The sequence below is a fragment of the Ascidiimonas meishanensis genome, assembly GCF_037782385.1.
In the GTDB taxonomy this organism is placed as follows: Bacteria; Bacteroidota; Bacteroidia; order Flavobacteriales; family Flavobacteriaceae; genus Ascidiimonas; species Ascidiimonas meishanensis.
In genome coordinates, this window is record NZ_JBBEXD010000005.1 from 178,298 (window position 1) to 194,962 (window position 16,665).

Below are 16,665 nucleotides of genomic sequence, written 5' to 3' on the forward strand. Positions count from 1 at the left end.
TTGAGCCCCTTTTTTTATAAATTCATATCTTCTTTATATTCCGGATATAAAAACTTATTGTAAGGAAAACGTGTTACGTGAATTTTTCGAACCTCTTCATACACTTTCTTCCTAAATTCCTCAAGGTTTTCTTTATTCAGAGCAGAGATAAACAATACATTTTCTCCCATTGTTTGCATCCAGGTACGTTTCCACTCCTGTAAGGTAAAATGTGATTTTGTTTTTTCGGTAACCAAATCATCTTCCTCAATAGTGTCATAAGTATATTGATCGATCTTGTTAAAAACCATAATCACAGGTTTATCAACACACTTAATTTCTGCAAGAATTTGGTTTACAGACTCAATATGCTCTTCAAAATTGGGATGTGAAATATCTACTACATGCAACAAAAGGTCTGCTTCTCTTACCTCATCTAAGGTGCTTTTAAAGGATTCTACTAGCTGTGTGGGGAGTTTGCGAATAAATCCAACCGTATCACTTAATAAAAATGGAAGATTGCCAATTACTACTTTTCTAACCGTGGTGTCAAGTGTAGCAAAAAGTTTGTTTTCTGCAAAAACTTCACTTTTACTAATAACATTCATAAGAGTAGATTTACCCACATTGGTATAACCAACTAGCGCTACCCTTACCAGCGCACCCCGGTTGCCTCTTTGCGTAGCCATTTGCCGGTCTATGGTTTCAAGCTTTTTCTTTAGCAAAGAGATCCGGTCTCTAACAATACGTCTGTCTGTTTCAATTTCGGTTTCTCCAGGTCCTCTCATACCAATACCTCCTTTTTGTCTTTCAAGGTGGGTCCATAAGCCTGTTAACCGTGGCAGCAAATATTTGTATTGAGCTAATTCTACCTGTGTACGTGCATAGCTCGTTTGGGCACGTTGGGCAAAAATGTCAAGAATAAGGCTGGTTCTATCCAGAATCTTAGACTTTAATAATTTCTCTATATTTTTTTGTTGAGCTGGAGAGAGCTCGTCATCAAAAACAATGGTTCCTACATCATTTTCATCTACAAAAGTTTTCACCTCCTGCATTTTACCAGAACCAATGAATGTTTTAGGGTTGGGGACATCAATTTTTTGTGTAAACCTTTTTAAAACTTCACCTCCTGCAGTATATGTTAAAAACTCAAGCTCATCCAAATATTCTTTGGCTTTCTTTTCATCCTGCTCTTGGTTAATAACTCCAATGAGCACTACCTTTTCATAATTTAATGTGTTTTTTTCTAGCATAGATACTTATCGAATTGCAAATTTAAGCATTTGCTTGCTTGGATTTTAGTAAATTACCAGTTCAAGATCATTCCTATGAAGAAAGAGTCATTTTTTAAGCGTAATTCCAAAGATACTTCAACTTATACAGTTGCTTTTTATAATTTAGAAAACCTTTTTGACACCAAAGATGATAAGAGAACTCTAGACGATGATTTTCTACCGAATTCAGAAAAAAAATGGACACCTAAAAAGTATGAAAGCAAACTATTTAAATTAGGCAAAGCAATTTCCAATGTAGGTTTTGATAAAACCAGAAGACCTCCATCTATTATTGGGTTGGCAGAGGTTGAAAATAAAAATGTGGTAACAGACTTGATTGAATCAAAACATTTAAAAAATAAAAACTACGGAGTTGTGCATTATGATTCACCAGATGAGCGCGGTATAGATACGGCGCTTATTTATCAAAAAGACACCTTTGAAGTTAAAGACACCAAAACAATCCCACTGCTTTTGTTTAATGAATTTGGGGAACGTGATTATACCAGAGATGTACTGCACGTTACAGGTGAATTAAACAAAGAGCGCATTCATGTGTTAGTAAATCATTGGCCATCCAGACGAAGTGGTGCAAACGAAACTAGTGATAAACGTATAGCAGCGGCACAGAATGTAAAACAAGTAGTGGAAGGAATTCAGAATCAAGAAGAAGATCCGGGTATTTTGATTATGGGAGACTTTAATGATGATCCACACAGTGAAAGTATTAAGAATCACTTATTAACCTCCACCCTTATAAATCCTATGGAGCAATTGATGGGGCAAGACAGAGGAAGCCTTAATTATAGGAAACAATGGAATTTATTTGATCAAATTATTCTTTCTCATAATTTTCTAAAAATGGAAAGAGGAACTCATCATTTTGCGCACGCAGATATCTTTGATGAACGCTTTCTTGCAGAATGGAAAGGCAGCTATAAAGGGAATCCCTTTAGAACCTATGTAGGTAAAAAATACTTAGGCGGTTACAGTGACCATTTCCCTGTATATGTGCAACTTAAGTATACAAGAGCCGATTAAGAAATCTAATTTTTACGGTAAAACCATACTATTTAGTCAGGTTTCTTTAACACCTGATGAGACTTTTTTGGGAAAAATTAAACAGTTATGTTAATAAAGTGCATTTCATCGAATTGAATTGCTCTTTCATCTACTTTTTTAACTTTTTTTAACATATTTGTTAGAAACCAATCACTTAAATATTAAATTTTAAACACTTTACATGAAGAAAAATTTACTCAAAAGTACTTTCTTATTAACTTTAGGATGTTCCTTGCTATTGAATGCACAGGAAACAGATAATATTGTTAGTAGGGTAAGTGACGACAACGGAAAGCCTAAGCTGGTAGTTTTTCAAAAATCAGCCGCTTATCAACTAAACGAACCTATGAAAGTTCTTCGTGAACAGCTTAAACTTTCAAGTAATGATACTTATTCAAGACTTCGTTCTGAAGTAGATAAAATAGGATTTACCCACGAAAAATATCAACAATTTTATAAAGGAATCAAAGTAGAATTTGGTACCTATTCAATTCATGCCAAGAATGGGAAGGTTTCTTCTATTTCTGGAGAATATTATGAAATTACGGATTTAATTACCACTCCTAAATTATCTAATCAGGATGCGTTCTCTAAAGCAATTAGTCATATTGGAGCACAAAACTATTTATGGGAGTATCCAGAAGCAGCGAAAGAAATGGATAATTACCAAAAACCAAAAGGAGAGTTGGTAGTGATTCCATTATTTGATCAACAATCCAGAGGAAATATTTACAAACTAGCCTATAGATTTGATATTTATGCAACTAACCCTGTAAGTAGAGGAGATCTTTATATTGATGCTTTAACAGGAGAAGCCTTGTTTTATAATGCCATTATAAAACACGCTACTACTTTTGGTCATGTTGGAAAGGTATCCAAAGAAGAACTCGCTAAAGCAAAAAAAGCAGTAGGAATGATGGTTTCTGGGACTGCTCAAACACGATATAGCGGTACTCAAACAATTGAGACTACTTTAAGTGGTTCAAATTATACCCTGAACGATGCTTCTAGAAAAGTATACACCAGAGATGCCTTGAATCAGGCTCCTGGAAGTACTTATCCGTATATCAACAACTATGCTGATTTTACAGATAATGATAATAACTGGACAACATCAGAGCATAGTATCAACAAAGATGACGCTGCACTTGATGCACATTGGGGTGCGATGATGACTTATGATTATTGGTCTAGTATTCACGGAAGAAATAGTTATGATAACTCTGGGGCGCAGATAAGAAGTTATGTGCATGTAGATAATAACTATGACAATGCTTTCTGGAACGGTTCTGTAATGTCTTATGGAGATGGAAGCTCCAATGGAAATGAAGGAAACGGAAACTTTGATGCATTGACAAGTATTGATGTAGCGGCTCATGAAATTGGTCATGCCGTATGCTCATTTACGGCAAATCTTGCCTATCAAAGAGAGTCAGGTGCTTTAAACGAAGGTTTCTCTGATATTTGGGGAGCAGCGGTGGAGCATTTTGCCAAAGGAAATGGAAATGATACAGCACCTTCTGCGGCAGTTTGGTTGATAGGAGATGAAATTGACCGCAGAACTGGCTCATCAGCCTTACGTTCAATGAGTGATCCAAAATCAAAAGGACAACCAGATACTTATGGAGGTACTTATTGGATAAATCCTAACTGTGGTACACCTACACGATTTAATGATTACTGCGGAGTACATACCAATTCAGGATTACTAAACCATTGGTTTTACTTATTATCTGCTGGCGGGTCTGGAACTAATGATATAGGAAGCAATTATACGGTCTCTGCTATAGGAATTTCTAAGGCAGCAGCCATTGCTTATAGGTTAGAGAATGTGTATTTATCTGCTAATTCTACACATGCAAATGCACGTTCATTTGGAATTCAGGCAGCTATTGATTTATACGGTGCAGGATCTGCAGAAGAAATTGCTGTAACCGACGCTTGGTATGCTGTAGGGGTTGGCTCTTCATACGGTGGTGGCGGTACTACTAATTACTGCGCATCTCAAGGAACCAATGTTGGAGATGAATTTATTGGGACTGTACAATTAGGAAGTATAAATAACACATCAGGATCAAATGGGGGCTATGCAGATTTTACGTCTCTTAGTACAGATCTATCTAAAGGAGCTTCGGCAACCATTACAATTACTCCTACATGGACAGGAACAGTCTATGCAGAAGGCTATGCAGTTTGGATAGACTATAACCAAGATAACGACTTTGATGATGCTGGTGAATTGGTATACAGTCGTACTGCTTCAACCACTACGCCCGTATCTGGAAGCTTTACAGTACCAACGTCTGCAACAGATGGAGCTACCAGAATGAGGGTTTCTATGAAATATAACGGAATACCAACAGCATGTGAAACCTTTACGTATGGAGAGGTTGAAGATTATACAGTAAATATTGGAGGCAGTGGAGCAGATACACAAGCACCAACTGCTCCTTCTGCCTTAACTGCTTCTAATGTAACGCAAACTACCTTAGACCTATCTTGGAACGCGGCTACAGATAATGTAGGTGTTACGGAGTATGATGTATATCAAGGTACTACCTTATTAGGATCAACAGCAAATACCTCTACAGGTATAACAGGTCTAACTGCTTCTACAACCTATAGTTTCTCAGTACAAGCCAAAGATGCAGCAGGTAATATTTCTCCATCTAGTAATGTTGCTACGGTCACAACTCAGTCTGGAGGTGGCGGAGGCCCCGTAAGTGATGTACTTCATCAAGGTTTCTTTGAAACCGGTCTTGACGGATGGGTAGATGGCGGTTCTGATTGTTTCAGATACTCAGGCACTTTCTCTTATGAAGGAAGTCGTTCTATGAGGCTAAGAGATAATTCAGGAGTTCCTTCTTCTATGACTTTAGGCTCTTTTGATGTTACTTCTTACGATGAAATTGATGTAGAGTTCTATTTCTATGCAAATAGCATGGAGAATGGAGAAGACTTTTGGGTAAGGTTCTATGATGGTTCTTCATGGAACACTGTGGCTACCTACGCTAGTGGTAGTAGTTTTAATAACGGAAGTTTTTATTCTGCAACAGTCACTATTAGTAAAGCAAACTATAGCTTTCCAACGAATGCTCAATTTAGAATTCAATGTGATGCGAGTACCAATAGTGATCAAGTCTATATTGACCAGATTACGATTACGGGTAAGAGCGGTGGAGCGGGTGTAAGTACATTTAATGCATTAGCTTTAGGCGGAGGAGTTCAAACTTTTACAGGCGAAAATGGCGTTGAAATTGATGGTTTCAATATCTATCCTAACCCAGTTTTAAATACACTTTCTTTAAAACGAATAGATAACGCTGAGGCTACTTATAGTATTACCAATTTAATTGGACAGACGATGATGTCTGGTAAACTTCAAGACAATCAAATTAATGTGTCTTCATTGGCAAAAGGTGTTTACCTTATTTCCGTAAGCGATGAAGAAGAAACAATGATTAAAAAGTTCATTAAACAATAAATAACACAAACCAACCAAAGAAAAAACCGAGCTGAGAGGCTCGGTTTTTTTTATACACTTAAAATATCACTGTCTTCAAGCAATGGTTTTCCTTTAAGTCTTAAAAGTATTTGAGCAACTGCTATAGTATCCCGCTCACAGTATTCTATAATCCTATCAATATCATTATCATTGTAATAAACGTCTCGTACCTGGCTACCATCTATATCACCCTTTGGAGAGGGAATTCCTAAGATGTTAGTTAATAATTTTAAAGAGGTATAATGTTTATAATCACCAAATTTCCATAGCTCCATCGTGTCAAGATGAGGAATTTCCCATGGTTTTTTACCAAAAAGATTCAGCTTGGTGGGTAAAGTAATATGATGAATAATCATACGTCTTGCGATGTATGGAAAATCAAACTCTTTTCCATTGTGTGCACAAAGCAAATGAGCAGGTCTATTAAAATGGGTTTCTAGCAATGCTTTGAATTCTTTTAACAATTTCACTTCATCTCCATGGAAGGTAGTAACTCTAAAGTTTCTTACACTTCCTTTTAAGACAAAATAACCAACAGAAATACAAATTATTTTACCAAATTCTGCCCAAATTCCTGCCCTATCATAAAATGCTTCTGCACTGTATTCATCTTTACGTTGGTATTTTGATTTTGCTTCCCATAACTCTTTGCGCACTTCATCAAGCTCTGCAAAATCCATATATTCTGGAACTGTTTCTATATCTAAGAATAGAACATTTTCAAAATTAAGTTTACTAATCATACAATCCTGTCATTTTATAAGCTTCTTCTATATAGATGTAGATATCGTCTGTAAAATTAGTTTTTGGTCGGTAATATTCGGTTCGCCTATGTCCTAAACGCACAATAATCATGTTATCTTCTGGTTGTACGATAACATATTGACCCAAATGCCCGCGCATCATAAAAAATTGTCTATCAAGATGAAAAGGTAACCACCAACTATATCCATATGCAGGAGTTTCCTTAAATCTTGGTGTAACAGACATTTTTACAAAAGCAGTATCTAAAATTTGTTTTCCCTTCCAGTTACCTAGATCCTTATATAATTTTCCCATTCTTGCAAAATCTCTGGCATTACTTCCAATACAGCAATACGCTTTTTCTAAACCATTTTCTTTACTATCTAATTGCCAAACCGCATCATTTTCTGCACCCATAGGTTGCCAAAACCCTTCTGATAAATATTCGGCAAGTGTTTTCCCGGAAGCCTTGCCTATTAGCATTCCTAATAATTGAGTACTTCCGCTTAAATATTTAAATTCCTTCCCGGGTTCTTCAATAATTTTCAGATTTAGCATGATCTTATCTAATTCATCTTCAAAATAAGCTCTGGTAGTAACAGAAAAAGGGCTATAGTATGCTTCATCCCAATCCAGACCACTAGACATGGTTGCAAGATCTCCTACAGTGACTTTCTTTGCAAAATCACTAGTAAATTCTGGATAAAAGTCTGTGAGAGGTTGATCTACACTTTTAATATACCCATCTTTAATTGCTTTGCCTAATAAAGCAGAAACGATACTTTTAGCCATAGAAAAGGAATTACTCTTGGAATCTTTTGTGTAATCTTCTCTGTATTCTTCAAACCAAATGCTATCATTTTTAATAATTAGGAAAGCAACAGTGCCGTTTTTTACATGAAGTTTGTTCAGAATTTCTGTAGAAGTAGCATTATTATAGTCTTTGTGAAGAGACCAAGATTGCGGATTGGAAGATTTTTTAATAATTCGGGTATCAAAAACTTTATAATCATCTAGATATGCCGTTTTATGTCCTTGCCCGTAAATGGTTCTTGCCGCTTTGAGAATATAATCATAATCAAAAATGTAAAGGGCTGCTACAAAAAGGGCAATTAGAATAAGTAACCATTTAAAAAAAGATTTGACAAAACGCATATTATAAGATTTTACGTACTAAATATAATCTATTTTATGAATACTAAAAAAGGGATTGTTGCGGAGATGGATTTTCATGTTCTAACAGCCATTTTTTGCGCCATAGACCGCCTGCATATCCAGTTAATGAACCATCACTACCAATAACTCTATGGCAGGGAACAACAATCCAAAATGGATTTTTACCATTAGCAGCAGCTACTGCTCTGATGGCTTTTTCGTCACCTAACGTTCTTGAAAGTTCTAAATAGGAGACAGTGGCTCCATAAGGGATTTCCTCCAATGCTTTCCAAACACGTTTTTGAAAACTAGTACCCTCTGGTAGTAAGTTAAGATCAAAATTTGTTCTTCTTCCTTCAAAATATTCTTGAAGTTGATACACTACATCCTCCAGTTCGGGCGGAATTACAGTTGTGGTTTTAATTTCAGCATCTAAGATATGTATAGAAGTTAAACCCTTTGCAGAGCCTTTTATATAAGCCATTCCTAGAGGAGTTTTTATATAAACCTCTTCCATTATTCTTTTGTATCTGTACCTTGAATAATACCTAAACGTTCTGCTCTTTTTTGCCAATTGCGACGCGCTAGTAGTTGTAAATCTTCTACATGATCACTTTCATCTACAATTTCTAATCCTAGTAATGTTTCTATGATGTCTTCCATAGTGACCAAACCGCTAACCGAACCGAACTCATCTACCACTAGTGCAATATGATCTTTGTTAGAAATAAAGGTTTCAAATAAATCAGGTAAAGGTGTAGATCTTTTGGTAATTAGTAAATCTCTTTTTATGCTGGACATGCTAGCGCTACCATTCCCATTTATAATTTCCTCTAGCAATTGATCTTTTAATACAAAACCGGTAATATTATCTTCCTTACCTTCAAAAACAGGTATTCTTGAGAAGCGTAATTTTGGATTGGCTTTAAAAAAGTCTTCTATAGGCGTTTCTCCCTTTTCAATTTTTATGACCGTTCTAGGAGTCATTATATCTTTAGCTTGTACTTCTTTAAATTTTAACAAGTTTTTAATCACCTTACTTTCAGATTCTTCAAAAACACCTTCTTCTTGTGCAATCTCTGTCATTGCCGTAAAATCTTCCCTGCTAAATACAGAGCCATGGGCACTTTTCCCACCTATAAGTTTTGTGGTAAGCTGTAAAAGCCATAAAATACCAGTATATTTTAAAGGAAATATAATAATATCTAATGTAGTAGCAGCAAACCCAGAGAGTTGTTTCCAATAAGTAGCCCCAATAGTTTTTGGAATAATTTCTGAAACAATAAGAATAAGTGCTGTCATAATCGCAGAGACAATACCTACTACATTATTTCCTGTGCCAAAAGCCTCTTCTGCAGTAGCGCCTACACCAATGGCTCCAACAGTATGAGCAATAGTATTAAGGGTAAGTATAGCAATTAAGGGCTTATCTATATCATTTTTAAGGGCTTCCAGTTTTTCTCCAGTTTTTTTACCTTCCTGTTTTTTTACATTTATGAAAGTAGGAGTTATACTCAGTAAAACTGCTTCAAGTATGGAGCAAAGGAAAGAAACTAAAATCGATAAAATTGCAAATGTTAAGAGACCTGCCATAAAGTTTTGATATTTATTATTCTATTTACCACCCACTATACCGCGGAGGTTTAATATTTTTAAGGTTAAGATAGACAACAAGTTGCCCTCTGTGGTGAGTAACATGGTCTTGTAAGAGATTCAAAATTTGAAGCTTACTTTTTTTACCTGCAAAAAATTCAACTTGCTCTTTTAAAGCTTCATCTGGGATATTTTTGACCACTTCTTCAATCGCTTTAAAAGACTCTCGAAGATATACAATAAGAGTTTCTTTTGTAAAGTACTCTGTTTTTTTTGATACTTTTTTTTGTTTGAAATACGTACTTCCTAACCAATTCATATTACTTTGAATATGCAAAAGTTGTTCTTCAAAAGACATTTGTCTTTCAGAAGGTTTGTAATCATAAAATTCCTCTGGCATAGCCTCTGCTATTTCCAATAGATAATTTTTAGAATTTTCCCATTTAATCAAGAAAGCAGAAATAGGTGTATCCTGTGCTGATGCATATAATGGAGTTAATAATATAAAAAATAAGTATTTCTTCATGTACATTATTTTTTATGATATCAACTGTACTACTTCTTTTGCAAAATAACTAGCTATAACATCAGCTCCTGCTCTTTTAATAGCGGTAATTTGTTCTATCATAACTGCATCATGATCCAACCAACCCTTTTCTGCAGCCGCTTTTAACATTGCGTATTCTCCACTTACTTGATAAACGGCTACGGGCACATCTACCGCGTCTTTAATCTCACGAACAATATCTAGATAACATAAACCGGGTTTCACCATAACAATATCTGCACCTTCGTCTACATCCATTTCTGTTTCTCTAATGGCTTCAAAACGGTTTGCAGGATCCATTTGATAGGTTTGTTTATCACCAAAACCAGGAGCAGAGTCCAGCGCATCTCTAAAAGGACCGTAAAAAGCAGAGGCATATTTTGCACTGTAACTCATAATACCAGTATTTAGGAACCCTTCTTCTTCTAATGCTTCTCTAATAGTGAGAATACGTCCATCCATCATATCACTAGGTGCTACAAAATCGGCACCAGCATTTGCATGGGAAACGCTCATTTCTGCAAGAACCTCGCAGGTTTCATCATTTACAATTTCTCCATTTTCTACAATTCCATCATGTCCGTAAGAAGAATAAGGATCTAATGCTACATCTGTCATCACCACCATTTCAGGAGCTGCATCTTTTACTGCCTTAATAGCTCTTTGCATTAACCCATTGCTATTAATTGCTTCCGTACCTCTGTTATCTTTTAAAATATCCGGAACTTTAACAAACAGAAGTACTGCTTTTAGCTGCATCTCCCAAAGCGCTTTCACTTCTTTTTGTAAAAGGTCTAGACTATACCTGTAGTAACCAGGCATTGAAGGTATTTCTTCTTTTACTTTTGTGCCTTCCACCACAAATAAAGGTACTAAAAAATCATTAGGGGTAATATGTGTTTCTCTTACTAAGCTTCGGATAGCATGATTTTGACGTAACCTTCGGTTTCTTCGTAATGGGAACATATATTTTACTATTTTTAAAAGCACAAAGTTAACCATTAAAAATGAGTGTTTCTTGCCGAATTTCTTAGACGATTTACAATTTAAATTTCCATGGAGAAGTTACCAGACAGTCTTTCTTGAAAACCTAGAAAAACATAGTACGGACCAACATTTGCATTTGATTGCGCCTCCAGGATCTGGCAAAACAATTTTGGGTCTTGAAATTGTACGGCGCATCAATAAAAAGACATTGGTATTAGCACCTACACTCACCATTAGAAATCAATGGAAAGACAGGTTATCCACCTTTTTCACGCATCAGGATTCTTTTAAAAAGTATTCTTTCGATATAAAAAAACCAAACGAAATTACTTTTAGTACCTATCAATCCCTACATGCTTTTTTCAAGAGTTTTGATGAAAAAAAGGACTTCTTTAGCTTTTTTCATGATCATGATATTGAATGTATTGTTTTAGATGAGGCGCATCATTTAAAAAATGAATGGTGGAAATGTCTCATCGCTCTTAAAGAAGATAAACTTTTTACTGTAGTAGCGCTCACGGCCACCCCTCCCTATGACAGTGAGCAACTGGAAATTTCAAGATATTTTAATCTTTGTGGCCCTGTAGATGAAGAGATTGCAGTACCCAGCCTAGTCAAAGAAGGTGATTTGTGCCCGCATCAGGATTATGTCTATTTTTCAACACCTGAAGAAGCTACTATAGAGGCTATTGTAAGATACAGAAGAAAAATTTCTGATTTTGTAGATCAGATAAAGGAGGATTCCGTTTTTCTGAATTTTTTGAAATCACACAGGTTTTATGCAGCTACAGAGGAGGCTTTTGATGACATTTATAAAACGCCAGAATATTTTTCATCCCTATTAATTTTTCTGAACGCATCAGGAATAGAAATTCCCAGAGCTAAATTGAAGGTATTGGGTTTTGACAATGAAAAAATAGAATTTCCAGCTTTAGATTATCAATGGGTAGAAACACTATTTCAACATTTATTGATCAGAGATCGAGAAAATATGTTGGAGGCTGAAGACTATTTAAAAAAACTAGAAGGGCGGCTTAGAAAATTGAGCATTTTGGAATCTGGAAATGTAAATATTGTAGGTGATGATAAACTCTATCGCTCTTTGGCTAATAGTCCGGTAAAAATGAAAAGCATTGTAGAAATTTGTGCTTCCGAATATCAAAACTTAGGAAACCAACTTAGATGCGTGGTGTTAACAGACTATATTAGAAAGGAATTCCTGAAAACACCAGATGATCTTTTTGATACCATAAATCGTATAGGGGTAGTTCCCATATTCAGATATTTAAGAAAGCACTCTATACACAAATCTTCCTTAGGGATATTATCCGGCTCACTTGTATTAGTTCACAAGAACGCATTGGCAGACAGAATGGTTGAAAGTAGCTTTAACAAACATTATGGAGTAACCGAATGGGAAATTGATAAAGATTTTGTGATTATTTCTGCTAAAACTTCGGGAAAAACAAGGCTTACAAGTATGGTTACCAGCTTGTTTGAAAAAGGAGCGATTAAAATACTTATTGGTACTAAATCATTATTAGGTGAAGGCTGGGATGCACCTAGTATTAATTCTTTGATTCTAGCCTCTTTTGTAGGTTCTTTTGTAACCTCAAACCAGATGCGAGGACGAGCAATTAGATCTCAAAATGGAAATAAGAATAAAACTGGAATTATCTGGCACTTGGCAAGTGTAGATCCAACAATACCAGATGGAGGAAAAGATATAGCAAAATTAAAACGTAGGTTTAAGGCATTTGTTGGAATTTCAGAAAGTGAACCAGCCTATATTGAAAATGGGTTTGAGCGTTTAGATTTACCTGAAATTTTTGAAGTAAATAGATTGGAAAATCTAAATGAAGCAACCTTGGTAAAATCTCGGCAAAGAGCATTAATTGCAGAGAAGTGGCAAAATGCGGTAGCTAAGGGTTCTGGGATGTTGAGAGAGCTAAAATTAGGGTCTGAGGGTAAATATCCTTATCAAAAACAAAAGAAACTCTATTATAGAGATGCCGTAATGTATACATTTTTTGAGCTTTTGATTGGCATTTCATTTTTTTTACCAGAGTTTCTATTGAGAAACTTTAAAATACTAATGGAAAAAGGAATTTTATATTTTGTCTACATATTATTAATAGCACTTGCTTTAGGATTTGGACGAAAATTTTGGAAAGCATTATCGCTTTTAGTAAGATTTGGCACTCGGCATACCAAAGTAGACAACATTGCAAAGGTTATTGTCTCTGCACTTGCTGAGATGGGATATCTAACCACTTTAAAAGAGACTGTTAGTATTGAAACAGAAGTTCGCTCTAATGGAGAAGTGATATGTATAGTGGGTGGATGTAGTGATCTGGAAGGAGAATTGATAATTAAAGCGTTAGAAGAAGTTGTTGATGAAATAAGAAACCCGAGATATTTGTTAACGAATAAAAATTGGTTCAGAAAGCAAGTTAAAACAGAGCAGCAGTATCCTGTTCCCGAAATTTTTGGAGGCAAGAAAGAGTACGCACAACTTTTTCAGCAACATTGGAAAGCAAAACTGGGAAAAACGAAGCTCATTTTCACTCGTAATCCTGAAGGTCGTAAGCTATTGGTGCGTGCTAGAATTTATCATATCAGTAACGCTTTTAAAAAGAAAACCCGCAAAGCGGTTATTTGGAGGTAGTATTAATTAACATTTTTTGCGTAAGAAAAAATAAGAAATTTACTACTTTTATAATATAACTTTAGAAAACAAATAAGATGAAAAAAAGTAAAATCAAGTTTCTAAAGATTAGAAAAAGTATAATTTCTAATTTAAATGTGGAACAGGTTAAAGGAGGATGGGTTACTAGCGGATGTACGTATCTGGCACCTTGTGGTCCATCAGGAGAGTGTACAACCGGTAATGGATGTTTAAAACAATGTGAGCGTTAACTGTGAATGTTACAATGCGTAAAAAAATTAATAAAAAAGAAAAATAAAAAATTTAGAACTAAAGAAGAATTCCATAGCTGTTTTTTTAAATATTCAGGAAATTAAAGGGAGAAGAAGTGGAGCCTGTACTTCTAGCATAGACAATATGCATTGTTATTTTGCTTGCCCGGAGAGCGTGCACGCCTCATGTTGATAATTGATATTAAATTCAATACAGTTAAAGGGTATTATTGGGTTGCAAAATCTTATACGAATAAAAAGGTGAGCGATTTTTGTTAGGATGCTTAAACTATCAGTAGAAGAAACAATGTATATTGTACGAACTAAATATTAATAAACCTTATTTGATCCTTTGCAAAGAGGTTTATCCTTTTATCTAACCCATTCTTTAGGGTTGCTCAAAACCTTTAAAAGCCTTTCCTCTTCAGTTCCTTCTTTTGGGTGATGATCATAACGCCATTGAACATGAGGGGGCAAACTCATTAAAATACTTTCAATTCTACCATTTGTACGTAGGCCAAATAAAGTTCCTTTGTCGTGCACCAAATTAAATTCAACATACCTTCCTCTGCGAACTTCCTGCCAGTCTCTGTTTTTCTGACTATATAAATTATTTTTTCTTTTTTGAACTATGGGCACGTATGCTTTTAGAAAGCTATTGCCAACATCTGTAACAAAATCATACCACTGCTGCATAGTTTTTCCATTTTCCGCCTTGCAATAATCAAAGAAGAGTCCGCCAACACCTCTTGCTTCATTTCGATGCGTATTCCAGAAATAGGTGTCACATTTTTCTTTAAAGTTCTTATAAAAGTCAGGGTCGTGTTGGTCGCAAACAGTTTTACAGATTTCATGAAAATGAGAAGCATCTTCATCAAACAGATAATACGGAGTTAAATCTTGTCCGCCTCCAAACCAACTATCTACTATTTCACCAGATTTATTATACATTTCAAAATATCTCCAGTTGGCATGAACAGTTGGAACAAAAGGGTTTGTAGGATGCAAAACCAGACTAAGACCACAGGCAAAAAAGTCAACCTCTCCAACTTTAAAATAATGTTGCATTGCGGGAGGTAATGCTCCATGTACTGCGGAGATATTAACGCCCCCTTTTTCAAAGACAGCTCCATTTTCAATTACACGGGTACGGCCTCCGCCACCTTCTTCGCGCTCCCAGAGGTCTTCTTTAAAAGTGGCTTTGCCATCAACTTCTTCCAAAGCAGTAGTTATTTTATCTTGTAACTGCTGGATATACTTGTAGAATTCGGTTCTCATGGTTTATAATCATCTTTAAGAAGCCCAAAATAGACTACATCGTGTACCTGCCCATCTGGATCTTTAAATTCGTTTCTCAGAATACCTTCTTGCAAGAAACCGTTTTTTAATGCTACCCGCTGACTCCCAATATTGGATGGATCTGTACAAATAAAAATTTTATTCATTTTCATTTGTTCAAAACAAAACTTTACAATGATAGCTACTCCTTTTGATATGATACCTTTTCCTTGTAATTTTTCATCAATAAAATACCCTAACTCACACATAGGAATTTTTCTATTAATACTTTTAATGTTAATAAGCCCTACTAGGGAAGAGGTCTCTGTATCAAAAATAAAAAAATAGTATCCTTTTTTTTGCTGTTGCGTTTTTATGTTCTTCTCAAGAAATTCTTTTGTTTTCTCGAGAGTTGAACAGGCGCGAATGGTATATGGAAATCCAATTTTAAGATGCCTTATATTTTGGTTTATTAAACTGTAAAACGTTTCATAGTCTACCTTTTCTGGATGAATAAAAGTATATTGGTCAAAGAGCATACATTACTGTTTATATTCTTTTACGGCATCTACAAATGCTTTGGCATGATCAACGGGAATGTTGGGTAAAATACCATGTCCTAAATTGGCGATATATTGATCTTTACCAAAAGCGGTAATCATTTCATGAACCATTTTCTTAATTTTCGGAATTGGAGATAGAAGTCTTGATGGGTCAAAATTTCCTTGTAATGTTATTTTACCTCCACTGAGATAACGTGCATTTCTAGGAGAACAAGTCCAATCAACCCCAATAGCAGAAGCATTACTTTTAGCCATATCATTTAAGGCAAACCAGCATCCTTTTCCAAAAACAATAACTTTAGTTAATGGAGCTAAGGCTTCTACAATCTGATTCATATAGAACCATGAAAACTCCTGATAATCAACAGGAGATAACATGCCCCCCCAACTATCAAATAATTGCACGGCATTCACCCCTGCTTTCACCTTTTCTTTTAAATATAAAATGGTAGTATCTGTAATTTTTTGAAGCAGCGCATGCGCTGCTTCAGGTTGTGAAAAACAAAATCCTTTAGCAGTGTCAAAAGTTTTGGAACCTTGACCTTCTACTGCATAACAAAGTATGGTCCAGGGAGAACCTGCAAACCCTATAAGAGGTACTTCATCATTAAGAAGTTCTTTAGTATGTTTAATTGCCTCCATTACGTACCCTAATTCTTCATCAATATCAGGAATGATCACTTGTTCTACATCTTTAGCAGAGCGCACTGGATTTGGTAGCCAAGGACCTACTCCAGGTTTCATTTCCACATGAATGTTCATTGCTTGCGGAATTACCAAAATATCTGAGAATAAGATGGCGGCATCTGGTTTTATAATGCGAATAGGTTGAACCGTTATTTCAGAAGCTAATTCTGGAGTACGACAACGGGTAAAAAAATCGTATTTATTTTTAAGAGCCATGAATTCTGGCAGATACCTTCCTGCTTGACGCATCATCCATACTGGCGGACGTTCTACAGTTTCTCCATTTAAAGCTCTAAGAAAAAGATCGTTTTTTATCATGAATACTATATTGTAGGTGTAAAAACTTCACTAAAAGCGAAATTATATTTTAAT

14 protein-coding genes are annotated in these 16,665 nt (G+C 35.5%); 4 read left to right on the forward strand and 10 right to left on the reverse strand.

The features are described from left to right. Positions 1 to 14: 14 nt before the first annotated feature. Positions 15 to 1,232, reverse strand: coding sequence for a GTPase HflX (hflX, locus tag WBG07_RS11075; RefSeq protein WP_340201312.1), 1,218 nt, complete (start codon positions 1,230 to 1,232; stop codon positions 15 to 17). Between the two features lie 75 nt (positions 1,233 to 1,307). Here hflX and WBG07_RS11080 point away from each other — a divergent pair, with 75 nt between their 5' ends. Both WBG07_RS11080 and WBG07_RS11085 read left to right on the forward strand, forming a co-directional pair. Then, complete coding sequence (locus tag WBG07_RS11080) at positions 1,308 to 2,294, forward strand: endonuclease/exonuclease/phosphatase family protein (protein ID WP_340201314.1); 987 nt, start codon at positions 1,308 to 1,310, stop codon at positions 2,292 to 2,294. Positions 2,295 to 2,496: 202 nt separating this feature from the next. Then, on the forward strand, positions 2,497 to 5,799 hold the full coding sequence (locus WBG07_RS11085) for a M4 family metallopeptidase (RefSeq protein ID WP_340201316.1): 3,303 nt from the start codon (positions 2,497 to 2,499) through the stop codon (positions 5,797 to 5,799). A 50-nt stretch (positions 5,800 to 5,849) separates the two neighbouring features. Here WBG07_RS11085 and WBG07_RS11090 read toward each other — a convergent pair whose 3' ends face one another. Genes WBG07_RS11090 through hemB form a run of 6 tightly spaced genes read right to left on the reverse strand, consistent with a single transcriptional unit; the run spans position 5,850 to position 10,825 of the window. Further along, positions 5,850 to 6,563, reverse strand: a complete 714-nt coding sequence (locus WBG07_RS11090) for a 3'-5' exonuclease (protein ID WP_340201317.1) — start codon at positions 6,561 to 6,563, stop codon at positions 5,850 to 5,852. Next, on the reverse strand, positions 6,556 to 7,719 hold the full coding sequence (locus WBG07_RS11095; protein ID WP_340201319.1) for a serine hydrolase domain-containing protein: 1,164 nt from the start codon (positions 7,717 to 7,719) through the stop codon (positions 6,556 to 6,558). Before WBG07_RS11095 ends, WBG07_RS11090 begins: the two co-directional genes overlap by 8 nt. Positions 7,720 to 7,762: 43 nt before the next feature. Next, positions 7,763 to 8,236 (reverse strand): methylated-DNA--[protein]-cysteine S-methyltransferase, encoded by a 474-nt coding sequence (locus tag WBG07_RS11100; protein WP_340201321.1) that lies wholly within the window; start codon positions 8,234 to 8,236, stop codon positions 7,763 to 7,765. Beyond that, positions 8,236 to 9,312 (reverse strand): CNNM domain-containing protein, encoded by a 1,077-nt coding sequence (locus WBG07_RS11105; RefSeq protein ID WP_340201323.1) that lies wholly within the window; start codon positions 9,310 to 9,312, stop codon positions 8,236 to 8,238. Before WBG07_RS11105 ends, WBG07_RS11100 begins: the two co-directional genes overlap by 1 nt. A 25-nt stretch (positions 9,313 to 9,337) precedes the next feature. Further along, positions 9,338 to 9,838 carry a DinB family protein gene (locus WBG07_RS11110; protein WP_340201325.1) on the reverse strand — a complete coding sequence of 167 codons (501 nt, stop codon included), beginning with the start codon at positions 9,836 to 9,838 and terminating at the stop codon, positions 9,338 to 9,340. Positions 9,839 to 9,850: 12 nt separating this feature from the next. Next, a complete protein-coding gene (hemB, locus tag WBG07_RS11115) occupies positions 9,851 to 10,825 on the reverse strand; it encodes a porphobilinogen synthase (protein ID WP_340201326.1) in 975 nt (324 codons plus the stop codon). Between the two features lie 52 nt (positions 10,826 to 10,877). On the opposite strand from hemB, the gene WBG07_RS11120 reads away from it, so the two are divergent. Together WBG07_RS11120 and WBG07_RS11125 are read left to right on the forward strand one after the other, a co-directional pair. After that, the gene (locus WBG07_RS11120; protein WP_340201328.1) at positions 10,878 to 13,514 is read left to right on the forward strand and encodes a DEAD/DEAH box helicase family protein; all 2,637 of its coding nucleotides are present in this window, start codon (positions 10,878 to 10,880) and stop codon (positions 13,512 to 13,514) included. 77 nt (positions 13,515 to 13,591) lie between these two features. Then, a complete protein-coding gene (locus WBG07_RS11125) occupies positions 13,592 to 13,765 on the forward strand; it encodes a hypothetical protein (protein ID WP_340201330.1) in 174 nt (57 codons plus the stop codon). Positions 13,766 to 14,137: 372 nt separating this feature from the next. Here WBG07_RS11125 and hemF read toward each other — a convergent pair whose 3' ends face one another. From hemF to hemE, 3 genes are read right to left on the reverse strand one after another with little or no spacing between them, the layout of a single operon-like run. Continuing rightward, positions 14,138 to 15,043 carry an oxygen-dependent coproporphyrinogen oxidase gene (gene hemF / locus WBG07_RS11130; protein ID WP_340201332.1) on the reverse strand — a complete coding sequence of 302 codons (906 nt, stop codon included), beginning with the start codon at positions 15,041 to 15,043 and terminating at the stop codon, positions 14,138 to 14,140. Then, positions 15,040 to 15,582 carry a GNAT family N-acetyltransferase gene (locus WBG07_RS11135; RefSeq protein WP_340201334.1) on the reverse strand — a complete coding sequence of 181 codons (543 nt, stop codon included), beginning with the start codon at positions 15,580 to 15,582 and terminating at the stop codon, positions 15,040 to 15,042. Before WBG07_RS11135 ends, hemF begins: the two co-directional genes overlap by 4 nt. Positions 15,583 to 15,585: 3 nt before the next feature. Further along, positions 15,586 to 16,611 (reverse strand): uroporphyrinogen decarboxylase, encoded by a 1,026-nt coding sequence (gene hemE, locus WBG07_RS11140; protein WP_340201336.1) that lies wholly within the window; start codon positions 16,609 to 16,611, stop codon positions 15,586 to 15,588. Positions 16,612 to 16,665 lie beyond the last annotated feature (54 nt).

Coding starts and splice junctions, on each gene's coding strand:
- WBG07_RS11095 (WP_340201319.1), bottom strand. CDS start 7,719: ATGCGTTTTGTCAAATCTTTTTTTAAATGGTTACTTATTCTAATTGCC.
- hemE (WP_340201336.1), bottom strand. CDS start 16,611: ATGATAAAAAACGATCTTTTTCTTAGAGCTTTAAATGGAGAAACTGTA.
- hflX (WP_340201312.1), bottom strand. CDS start 1,232: ATGCTAGAAAAAAACACATTAAATTATGAAAAGGTAGTGCTCATTGGA.
- hemB (WP_340201326.1), bottom strand. CDS start 10,825: ATGTTCCCATTACGAAGAAACCGAAGGTTACGTCAAAATCATGCTATC.
- WBG07_RS11105 (WP_340201323.1), bottom strand. CDS start 9,312: ATGGCAGGTCTCTTAACATTTGCAATTTTATCGATTTTAGTTTCTTTC.
- hemF (WP_340201332.1), bottom strand. CDS start 15,043: ATGAGAACCGAATTCTACAAGTATATCCAGCAGTTACAAGATAAAATA.
- WBG07_RS11090 (WP_340201317.1), bottom strand. CDS start 6,563: ATGATTAGTAAACTTAATTTTGAAAATGTTCTATTCTTAGATATAGAA.
- WBG07_RS11125 (WP_340201330.1), top strand. CDS start 13,592: ATGAAAAAAAGTAAAATCAAGTTTCTAAAGATTAGAAAAAGTATAATT.
- WBG07_RS11135 (WP_340201334.1), bottom strand. CDS start 15,582: ATGCTCTTTGACCAATATACTTTTATTCATCCAGAAAAGGTAGACTAT.
- WBG07_RS11080 (WP_340201314.1), top strand. CDS start 1,308: ATGAAGAAAGAGTCATTTTTTAAGCGTAATTCCAAAGATACTTCAACT.
- WBG07_RS11085 (WP_340201316.1), top strand. CDS start 2,497: ATGAAGAAAAATTTACTCAAAAGTACTTTCTTATTAACTTTAGGATGT.
- WBG07_RS11110 (WP_340201325.1), bottom strand. CDS start 9,838: ATGAAGAAATACTTATTTTTTATATTATTAACTCCATTATATGCATCA.
- WBG07_RS11100 (WP_340201321.1), bottom strand. CDS start 8,236: ATGGAAGAGGTTTATATAAAAACTCCTCTAGGAATGGCTTATATAAAA.